This window comes from Vibrio sp. 10N.222.48.A3 (assembly GCF_041475345.1).
Classification (GTDB): domain Bacteria; phylum Pseudomonadota; class Gammaproteobacteria; order Enterobacterales; family Vibrionaceae; genus Vibrio; species Vibrio tasmaniensis_A.
On the sequence record NZ_JBFRVX010000194.1, the window covers coordinates 1 to 9,396 of the forward strand.

Consider the following 9,396-nt stretch of genomic DNA (forward strand, 5'->3'; position numbering starts at 1 on the left):
CTTCATGCATGATATTTTTAATATCGATCGTAGCGACCGAGATCCAGAGCCAGTGAAACTTGCATTTGCTGATTTCAAACGACTGTTAGAACGTTTCCCTGCAAGCCCATACGCTGAAGATGCACAAAAACGCATGTTCGCACTGAAAAACCGCCTAGCGGAGTATGACTTAGCAACCGCTGATTTCTACCTGCGTCGTGAAGCTTGGATTGCAGCTATAAACAGAACACAAGAGTTACAGAAGACTTACCCTGACACCATTGCTGCACGTAAGTCTTTAGACATTCAATTAGAAGCTTATGAACAACTAGGCTTAGAAGACGCAGTGTTACGAACAGAAAAGTTAATCGAGCTCAATCCACTGCCTTAGTCAGCGAATCACACTCGTCGTTAACTAAAACAATCACTTCAAAATCGCGCTAATTTGTTAGCGCGATTTTTTTTGAACTTCGTCTGGTAAACTTGATGAATGGCAACATAAGCAGTATCTTCAATAGATAACTTTTAACAAAACATCAACATGGAGTGTGGATGTGAGCAGGATGTTATTATTTATCTGGATCGGGTTATTTAGCCAACTTTCCAACGCATTAGAACTGTCCCCATTGAGCAATCAACCTTACATGGGAGACTTAGATGTACTCAAAACAAAAGGAACAGTGAGAGTATTGGTTTCGGCTGATCTGGGCTTTTACTACATAGAAGATGGCAAGCCAAAAGGTATTGTGGCAGAAATGCTCTACCACTTTGAGAAAAGTCTTCGTAAGAAGCACCCCTATCTCAACGTTCAAATCATCCCCGTGCAACGAGATGATCTACTCCCCTCGTTAGAATCTGGTTACGGTGATGTCGCTGTCGCCAACCTAACGATCACCGACAAGCGGTTAAGTGTCATCGATTTTTCCGATCCAATGATCAAAGATGGGAAAGAACTGATTATCACCGGAAAAAATTCTGCCCCTATCACCGAAATCAAGCAATTGAGTGGTCAAGAGGTCTGGATCCGAGCTAGCTCAAGTTACTTCGAGAGTGTTCAAAGAGTCAACAAAGAGCTTAACGCACTAGGTTTACCACCACTGCATGTCCACTTTATCGAAGAATCATTGCAAGACTACGAGCTGATAGAACTAGTTAATCAGGGTTATATACAAGGTACAGTTCTAGATAGCCACAAAGCTAAGCTCTGGCTCGATGTTATGGAAAACATTCAGGTACACACTGAGTTGCCGCTGCGTGAAAATGGTCAAATTGCTTGGGCACTGAGAAAAGACAGCCCTCAGCTAAAGAAAGAGATCAACAAATACGTAAAGACCGCACGAACAGGAACTCTACTTGGGAACGTTATCTATAATAAATACATCGACAACACTCGTTGGTTAGGGCGAGCACTCAACCCAAATAAAGTAGACCGAGTGGCAAAACTGGCAGATGTCTTTGAAAAATATTCGAATGAATACGAATTCGACCCTTTGATGATGTCAGCTCAAGGTTTCCAAGAGTCTGGACTTGATCAAAGCAGGGTTTCTCACCGAGGCGCCATCGGTGTAATGCAGGTGTTGCCAAGTACCGCCAAAGACAAAAACGTCAATATAAAAAACATACATAAGGTGGATAACAACATCCATGCTGGTGTGAAATATATGCGCTTTATCAAAGACCGATATTTTGACGATCCAGCGATATCGCCTGACAATCAAATCTACTTCACTTTAGCTTCTTACAATGCCGGCCCCGCTAAGATAAGAAAGATGCGGAACATTGCTAAAAAAAAGGGTTATAACCCAAATATCTGGTTTAAAAACGTGGAAATCATCACTCGTAAGTACGTGAGTAAAGAACCCGTAACCTATGTCGCCAACATCAATCGTTACTTCGTCATTTACAAACAATTGCAAGCAATCAATGCCATCCGAGAGGACGGTACAGCGAGATTACTGAACACTAACGATTAACTTCGCCCTTAACATCAGAGCTTGAGGAACAAAGGTGTTAGATAAGGTTAAAAACATAAAAGCCGCATAAGAAAACTTATGCGGCTTTTGTTTATCTAATTCTGAAGAAGCTTACGCAGAGAGCTACATCATGATACCTATATCACAAAACACTATTGAGTAAATTTCAATCAAGCACTTTCTATAGGCTGTAGTCCGCCCCTAAAAACTGGTTTAATTTTTAGCGAAGCCTTGCCTCCAACTTATCGTTTTTCATAGGGATAACAAGTATTTTTCGACAAAAAGATATCAAGACTTGCGTGAGATCACATTTGATTTTAATGCTTATCCCACCCAACCAAAACAAGATCTAAATCACATTCTTTATTCCTAAAAGTCGTAATCTGAAGTTAACCCATGAGGGATACAACAGAGGAAAACTTCTATGAAAATGAACATCACTGGTAAAAATATCGACATTACCTCTGCAATCCGTGATCACATAGAAAGCAAATTTAAGAAGCTGGATAAATGGCAAGTAGACATCATTGGCTGCCAAGCGAGCTTTAGCGAAGAACCAAATAAAAAGAAAAAATTTGAAGCCGTTCTAACGGTACCAAAAGGCCAACTTGTTGCTTCATCAATTCATGACGACCTCTACGTAGCTATTAACGAAGTAGAACAAAAACTAGAGCGTCAACTCAACAAGCTGCGCCATAAACCAGAAGCGCGCCGCGCTGAAAAGCCTGAAATCGAAGAGCTAGAAGCTGAAGTAGAATAAGGAAATATGACAGATTAAAAAATAGCGCCTCAGGGCGCTATTTTTTTGCTTGACGCTCGTAGCTCGCTTGCTTATTGTGTTTAAACATTCATAAAACAATCACTTTTTATGCACTCTCACTCTTTGTTTATTTTTGACTTCTTTTTTCTTCCGTAAATCGGAGGCTAAGTCGTTTTAGAAAAACAAGTCAAAAACGAACAAGAAGCCTCCCACACTAGGGGGGCTTTTTTATAAGGACACATTTATGACTGACCGAACAATTTCACTAGATGATATCCGCCTTCGTCTCAATGATTTAGACGACGAACTCCTAAAATTACTTTCAGAGCGTCGTAAGCTGAGTATCGAAGTCGCTAAAAGCAAGGTAGAAACGTCAAAACCCGTTCGTGATGCAGTACGAGAGCAACAACTACTAGTCAAATTGATCAACAACGGTAAAGATAAATACGAGCTTGATGCGCAGTACATTACTAAGTTGTTTCATACCATCATTGAAGATTCGGTTCTGCTGCAACAGTCATACCTGCAAAACCTTGCGAATCCACAAAGCCGTAAACCACTAGCTCGCGTTGCATTCTTAGGTTCTAAGGGATCGTATTCTCACCTTGCGAGCCGTGAATACTTCAGCCGCAAGAATATGGAATTGATTGAGCTGAACTGTAATCACTTCAAAGAAGTCGCATCGACTGTAGAATCGGGCCATGCCGACTACGGTGTACTGCCGATTGAAAATACCAGTTCAGGGTCAATTAACGAAGTCTACGATCTGCTACAACACACAACGCTTTACATCGTTGGTGAACTTTCTCAACCGATTGAACACTGCCTTGTCGCGAAAAATGATATTCGTTTAGAAGACATTAAAACGCTCTATTCGCACCCACAACCTCATCAACAATGCAGTGAGTTTTTAAGCCGCCTTAAAGATGTCAGCCTTGAATCTTGTGCAAGCACAGCTGATGCTATGAAAAAGGTAAAAGATCTAGACGGTGATGATGTGGCAGCGATTGGTAATGCATCGAGCGGCAAGCTTTATGGACTTCAACCAATCCAAGGCAACATTGCAAATCAAACTGAGAACCACACTCGTTTCATCGTGGTCGCTCGTAAGCCTGTTGAAGTATCGACTCAGATCCCAGCTAAGACGACACTCATCATGTCGACTTCTCAAGAAGCCGGTTCTTTGGTTGAAACACTGCTGATTCTGCAACGCTTAGGTATTAACATGACCAAGCTGGAATCTCGTCCTATCATGGGTAACCCTTGGGAAGAGATGTTCTATGTGGATTTAGAAGCACACTTAGATTCAGATAATATGCAGCAAGCGATAACGGAACTAACAGCCATAACTCGTCACCTAAAAGTGTTAGGTTGTTACCCAAGTGAGAACATTAAGGCTACTCAAGTTAAGTTGTCTTAACTTTTTATTATCTGTTCCCCCATTTTAACTGCTATAAGCTTTTCACTAATACAAGCATTTGGCCTACTGCAGGCCAAATGCTAAAAGAAAGTAACTAATGGAATAAAACTCGAACTAAGGAATACGCAAAGTCTGTATACTTAAAAAGGAATTGGTTGTGTTACTGATTCTCACTCCTATCCACTTCAATCACCCCCACCGTACTTAAACACTCATTACTGATAATTTAATCATTAAATACAAAAACTTAAAACCCAAACAAAACTCTTCAAACACAATATAATCGATGGCAAGAACTCTCGAAATAACATAAACTTGCGCGCTAAAATTTATAAACCATGTTGTGAATAACCATGAAGCTAAGTACTAAAATATTACTTGTGATTGCCCCCGTAATACTGTTCAGTACAGCGGCTTCTAGCTATATCATCTATTCCACGCAAAAAAACAGCTTTATCAAACGTGAAGACAATGCACTGCAATTAAGCATGGAAAAATTAGCAGGCTATTTTCAACAGTCTCGTTCTTTCCTCAACAATTACTCCTACACCCTCACCAATAGTGACCTGGTTAAGCGTTATTTTATGGTTGATGAAAATGTCGACCACCAACGTGAACTGACTGATAACCTAAACGAAACGATTAAGTTACTGCAAGATGGTAACGACAGTTTTACAAGGGTCGCGTTGCTTGATAGCGATCGAGCTCTTAAATATTACGCTGACAATACCAATGATCCTTTCGCAAAAATGGATCCCAAGATATTAGAGTTCATTGAGCATCAATATCAAAAAACGTTAGCAACTTCGAGTACGGACTACATACAGAATTCCCAAGGTGAAGGGGTATTAGTTCATTATGATGTTATTGATAAAAAAACAGTTTCGACACCAATAAACGATCCACCCAACAATGTGTTTTTTGTGGTTGTATCTGTCTCTCTTGATAAGTTTAATTCACTACGAAAACAGATAGAGTTCGACTATCAAACTAGTTTGTTTTTTACCCCTACGTTAGTGACACAGGGGCGTGAGTTAACACAATCTATAAAGCTAGCACCTGGCCTCTACGCCACGCTCGATCCTGCACCATTCTTATTAGACAACAAACTCAAATCTATCTGGAATGAACTGAGCCTATCCTTTGCCCTATCTGCATTTGTCAGTGTTACCTTACTGCTGATCCTGCTATCTCGCTGGGTGATAAACCCGATCACCCGTTTAGATAGGCAGCTTCAAGAGGTTGAGAAAAAACAGAGAAAAAACATTGAGCGCCTAGGAACAAATGATGAGTTGGGGCGCTTATCCCAACGCTTTTATGATATGTACCAAGAGTTGGATGACACGTACCAACAGACTAAGTTGTTGGCAGAAAATGATCAGTTGACCCAAATAGCCAATAGGCACCAGTTTCAAACCTTCGTGCAGCAGTCGTTGTCAAAACCTAGTTCGAACACCGAAACCTGGGTTCTCTACTTTGATTTAGATAACTTCAAATTTGTGAACGACAAATACGGGCATCAGATCGGCGACTCGATTCTCGTCAGTTTTGCTCAGCGTATCTCCAATATTTGTAACCACTACAAAACAGAATTAAATGCCCACTGTCTGCCAGCCCGACTTTCTGGGGACGAGTTCGTTGTATACATTAATGCTCCAAATCACCAAGAAAATATCGCACATCGATTTTCGAATGATTTACTCACCCCACTACAAAAGGGGTTTGTCACCGAGTCAGGTAATTTCCCGATTACGGTCAGTATTGGTATTGCGACCCACCCTAATGATGGCGATACAATCGAGAAGCTTCTTTCGAATGCTGATACCGCGATGTATCAAGCCAAACGTGCAGGTAAAAACCAATTCGCAGATTACTCGTTAGACTTAGATAAAACCATTCAGCGTCAAGCCAGTATTGAGAGCGCCCTCAGAGAAAATAATTTTGATGAAGAGTTTAAGCTCGTTTACATGCCTTATATGGACTCAACAGGAAGTTATATTATTGGTGTAGAAGTGCTATTACGTTGGCACTCAAAACACCTTGGTTTAGTGCCACCCGATGAATTCATTCCTATCGCCGAACAAACCGGATTATTTGAAATAATTGATCGCTGGGTTATCCAGAATGCATTTGCTTCATTCCATCAACTTCAAGCTCAATTCGATCACTCTATTCAGCTATCGATTAACTTATCTTCAGCCGGGATTAAAACCACTCACCTTGCTGATTTCATCAAAGAGCATGCGAAAATCAATCAGATTCCGCCCAATTTGATCGATTTTGAAATCACAGAAACCTTTTACTCAAACTCTCAGGGGTTCCCATTACTTAACCAGTTATCATACATGGGCTATAGATTAGCAATCGACGACTTTGGTTCTGGTTACACCTCGATCACTCAACTGGTTCAATATCCAACTCAGAAGATTAAATTGGATAAAACCTTTTTGGACACCTTGATTGAGACAGATAACCAGAACATAGTGAAACCCATTATCGGGCTATGCCATGCTCAAGGGAAAAAGGTCACAGCCGAAGGAATTGAAACTCAATGCATGCATCAGTGGTTACAAGATGCGCAGTGCGATATGCTACAAGGCTATTATTTTGGTAAGCCAATGCCATTAGAAGAGCTGACGGAATGGTACCGACAGCATCAACTCAATTTTATCGATAATAAAAAGAATCAACCACATGAAATCTGTAATCATCGCATCGCTGAATCCAGCTAAAATTAGCGCCGTTAAAAGTGCATTCTTATCGGCTTTTCCTGATACTGAATTTGATTTCAAAGGCATCAGTGTCCCTAGTGGCGTCGCCGATCAACCCATGAGCAACGACGAAACCTATCAAGGTGCGGTAAATCGTGTTTACAACACGATCCAAGCTCAGCCTAATGCAGATTTTTATGTGGGATTAGAAGCTGGAATAGAAAAAAACGTTACCTTTGCATGGATGGTGATCGAAGCAAATGGCCTACGTGGAGAATCGCGTTCAGCAAGTTTGATGTTGCCACCTGCAGTACTTGAAAAGTTAGAACATGCGAACGAGCTAGGGGATGTGATGGATGAAGTGTTTGGCACCGATAATATCAAACAAAAAGGCGGTGCGATTGGCCTACTAACGCATAACCAACTAACACGCAGCTCTGTCTATCATCAGGCTTTAATTTTAGCGCTGATCCCATTTGTGAATCCAGAGCACTTTCCTATCTAGATCTTCGCTAAACTTCGAAAGCCTCAGAGAACAATCACCAGAATTAAAAAACGCTAACATTCAGTTAGCGTTTTTATCGAATTAATAGACACACTACTCAGAGGTTGCTTGACTCAGTTATTGTTTGAGCAAAAGGTCGGCGATCACGGCTTTCTCTTGTTCAGATTTGGCCTTTAGCTCATTTGAGCCTCTGGTTATCGTCGCGACGCCTACTCCCAGCATTTGGCTAACCTGTCGTTGAGACATCTCACCTTTCATCAACTCACAAAAGATGTTAATTCGAGCAACTAAAGCATCTCGCTCGTCTGGTGTCATCATCATGGTCAACAATAGTTCATGCTGATCTTTTTCGACAGCCGTCTTTACCAAGTCCATCAGTTGTTGCCAATTCTCATATTCAGGTTGTGATGCCATATCTCTACACTTACTTTTAAATTCTGACTTTAAAGAGTCGCTTAACGATTGAAAGCGTCGAACACTTTATACCGAAACACTTGATGTGATCCAATGTAAAAAGGCAGTAAGTGGAAATGGTTCGCACTCACTGCCTTTAATATTACTCAGCTTGGAGAAAAATACAGAAAGCTTAGTATTTCGTTTTTGCCTCGTGAGGTGCTAAAAACGTCCCTTTCTCACCCAGGATATCTCGATAGTAAGTCTCAAACATCAAGATATTCTGAACGTAACCACGAGTCTCTTTGAATGGGATCATCTCGATAAAAGCAAATGCATCGAGCTTTTCATCGCTGCGAGATCGCCACTGTTTCACACGACTAGGGCCAGCATTATACGCGGCAAATGCGAAGATGCGGTTATCATCATATTGAGCGAGTAGGCCATCTAAATAATGACTACCTATCTCAATATTCTTACCTACATCATAAAGATCATCGCTGCCCTGGTACTTAATCTTATGTTTGTTAGCCGTGTATTGCGCCGTCTTTGGCATAATTTGCATGATGCCACGCGCGCCAACTGGAGAGCGAGCCTCTGAATCCATCGCACTCTCTTGTCTTGCTAAAGACATCAAAGTAATTGGATCGAGATCGTGCTTCTCGGCATAGAAATTAAACCACCACTTATGAGCGACAGGGAAACGTAACGCAATGTTATCCCACATCTTCGCAGAAATACTCGCCGTTACCGTAAAGTGATTCCATCGCTGTGTCGCAGCATGAGCAGCAAGCATCGCTTTTTGCTCTTTATCTGCATGACTTAATAACCAGCGCCACTCACTCTTTGCAGCCGCTATTTTATCTCGCTCAATCAGCTCACCTATGCGAACCAAAGAAGTGTCGAATGGTTTCACCATTTCTGCACTGTATTTAAGGGTCGACGTTGGATAGCTAACAGGCTTATTTAATTGCTTAGCGGCAGCCACACTATAGAAATTACGCTGACCCAAAATGTCTGACAATCGCTTATTACCTTCAGCAGTATCGCCTAGCGCAATCTCAGCTCTACCCTGCCAATACTGCCAGCGAAGCGAAGCTTGATGTTTACCATCTAAGCGCGCAATCCACTCTTTCAAACCCGTCCAATCGGCATGTTGAATAGCTAAGCGAGCACGTCTTTCCAGCAAAACTTGCTTTGATGAACTCGCGAGCATTTTGTCTCGCCACGCCATCAACTCTTCAGAGTCGGTATTGATCAAGCGGAACGCTAGGTAATCCGCGAGCTCTTGGGATTTTTCTTTCGAAAATTTTTGAGCTTTCACAACATCATCAAAAACCTCTTGAGCGCTGCTTGCGGATTTCCTTACTAGCTTCTCGAAACCAAATTCGGTTTGTGCTTGGTAGAATTCATTCGCTGGGTGCTTCTTAGCAAACGCGAGTACATCTTCAGGCTTGTTGTACAACGCCTTCATCTGCTTCGCTTGAGTAATTGACTCATCATGATCTAATTGCTTAACCAAGTAGCTCATTAACTTACCGTTTCGACTCTCGAACGCTAAAAGCATTCTGTCCAGAATCAGCTGATCCGTTCTTAAGCCCGCTTCATCCCAACTTTCGAAAAGTGAATCACAGTTATCATCAACACCACGGCCA

At 41.6% G+C, this 9,396-nt stretch carries 8 protein-coding genes and 1 other annotated feature; of the genes, 6 read left to right on the forward strand and 2 right to left on the reverse strand.

The genetic code is table 11. The annotated features are described in order from the left end of the window. From bamD to yjjX, 6 genes are all read left to right on the forward strand, one after another. A partial coding sequence (gene bamD, locus AB4653_RS06890) for an outer membrane protein assembly factor BamD (protein ID WP_372103651.1) occupies window positions 1–370 on the forward strand: 370 nt, incomplete at its 5' end. A 157-nt stretch (window positions 371–527) separates the two neighbouring features. Continuing rightward, on the forward strand, window positions 528–1,952 hold the full coding sequence (locus tag AB4653_RS06895) for a lytic transglycosylase F (RefSeq protein ID WP_309598818.1): 1,425 nt from the start codon (window positions 528–530) through the stop codon (window positions 1,950–1,952). A 424-nt stretch (window positions 1,953–2,376) separates the two neighbouring features. Continuing rightward, on the forward strand, window positions 2,377–2,712 hold the full coding sequence (hpf, locus tag AB4653_RS06900) for a ribosome hibernation-promoting factor, HPF/YfiA family (protein ID WP_004735034.1): 336 nt from the start codon (window positions 2,377–2,379) through the stop codon (window positions 2,710–2,712). Between the two features lie 110 nt (window positions 2,713–2,822). Further along, window positions 2,823–2,944 (forward strand) — a sequence feature (Phe leader region). A 12-nt stretch (window positions 2,945–2,956) separates the two neighbouring features. Then, window positions 2,957–4,132 (forward strand): prephenate dehydratase, encoded by a 1,176-nt coding sequence (gene pheA, locus AB4653_RS06905; RefSeq protein WP_009848464.1) that lies wholly within the window; start codon window positions 2,957–2,959, stop codon window positions 4,130–4,132. Between the two features lie 353 nt (window positions 4,133–4,485). Continuing rightward, on the forward strand, window positions 4,486–6,864 hold the full coding sequence (locus AB4653_RS06910) for a bifunctional diguanylate cyclase/phosphodiesterase (protein WP_009848463.1): 2,379 nt from the start codon (window positions 4,486–4,488) through the stop codon (window positions 6,862–6,864). After that, window positions 6,827–7,348, forward strand: coding sequence for an inosine/xanthosine triphosphatase (gene yjjX, locus AB4653_RS06915; RefSeq protein ID WP_009848462.1), 522 nt, complete (start codon window positions 6,827–6,829; stop codon window positions 7,346–7,348). The genes AB4653_RS06910 and yjjX overlap by 38 nt, the downstream gene beginning before the upstream one ends. A gap of 117 nt (window positions 7,349–7,465) precedes the next feature. Here the strand turns inward: yjjX and trpR are convergent, their stop codons facing one another. Continuing rightward, entirely contained in the window at window positions 7,466–7,762 is a 297-nt protein-coding gene (trpR, locus tag AB4653_RS06920; RefSeq protein WP_009848461.1) for a trp operon repressor, read from the reverse strand. A 172-nt stretch (window positions 7,763–7,934) separates the two neighbouring features. Then, the coding region (locus AB4653_RS06925; RefSeq protein ID WP_372103654.1) for a transglycosylase SLT domain-containing protein at window positions 7,935–9,396 on the reverse strand (1,462 nt) is incomplete at its 5' end.

What these genes read in the sequence shown, in the direction of transcription:
- hpf (WP_004735034.1), top strand. Translation starts at nt 2,377, where the DNA reads ATGAAAATGAACATCACTGGTAAAAATATCGACATTACCTCTGCAATC.
- pheA (WP_009848464.1), top strand. Translation starts at nt 2,957, where the DNA reads ATGACTGACCGAACAATTTCACTAGATGATATCCGCCTTCGTCTCAAT.
- AB4653_RS06910 (WP_009848463.1), top strand. Translation starts at nt 4,486, where the DNA reads ATGAAGCTAAGTACTAAAATATTACTTGTGATTGCCCCCGTAATACTG.
- yjjX (WP_009848462.1), top strand. Translation starts at nt 6,827, where the DNA reads ATGAAATCTGTAATCATCGCATCGCTGAATCCAGCTAAAATTAGCGCC.
- trpR (WP_009848461.1), bottom strand. Translation starts at nt 7,762, where the DNA reads ATGGCATCACAACCTGAATATGAGAATTGGCAACAACTGATGGACTTG.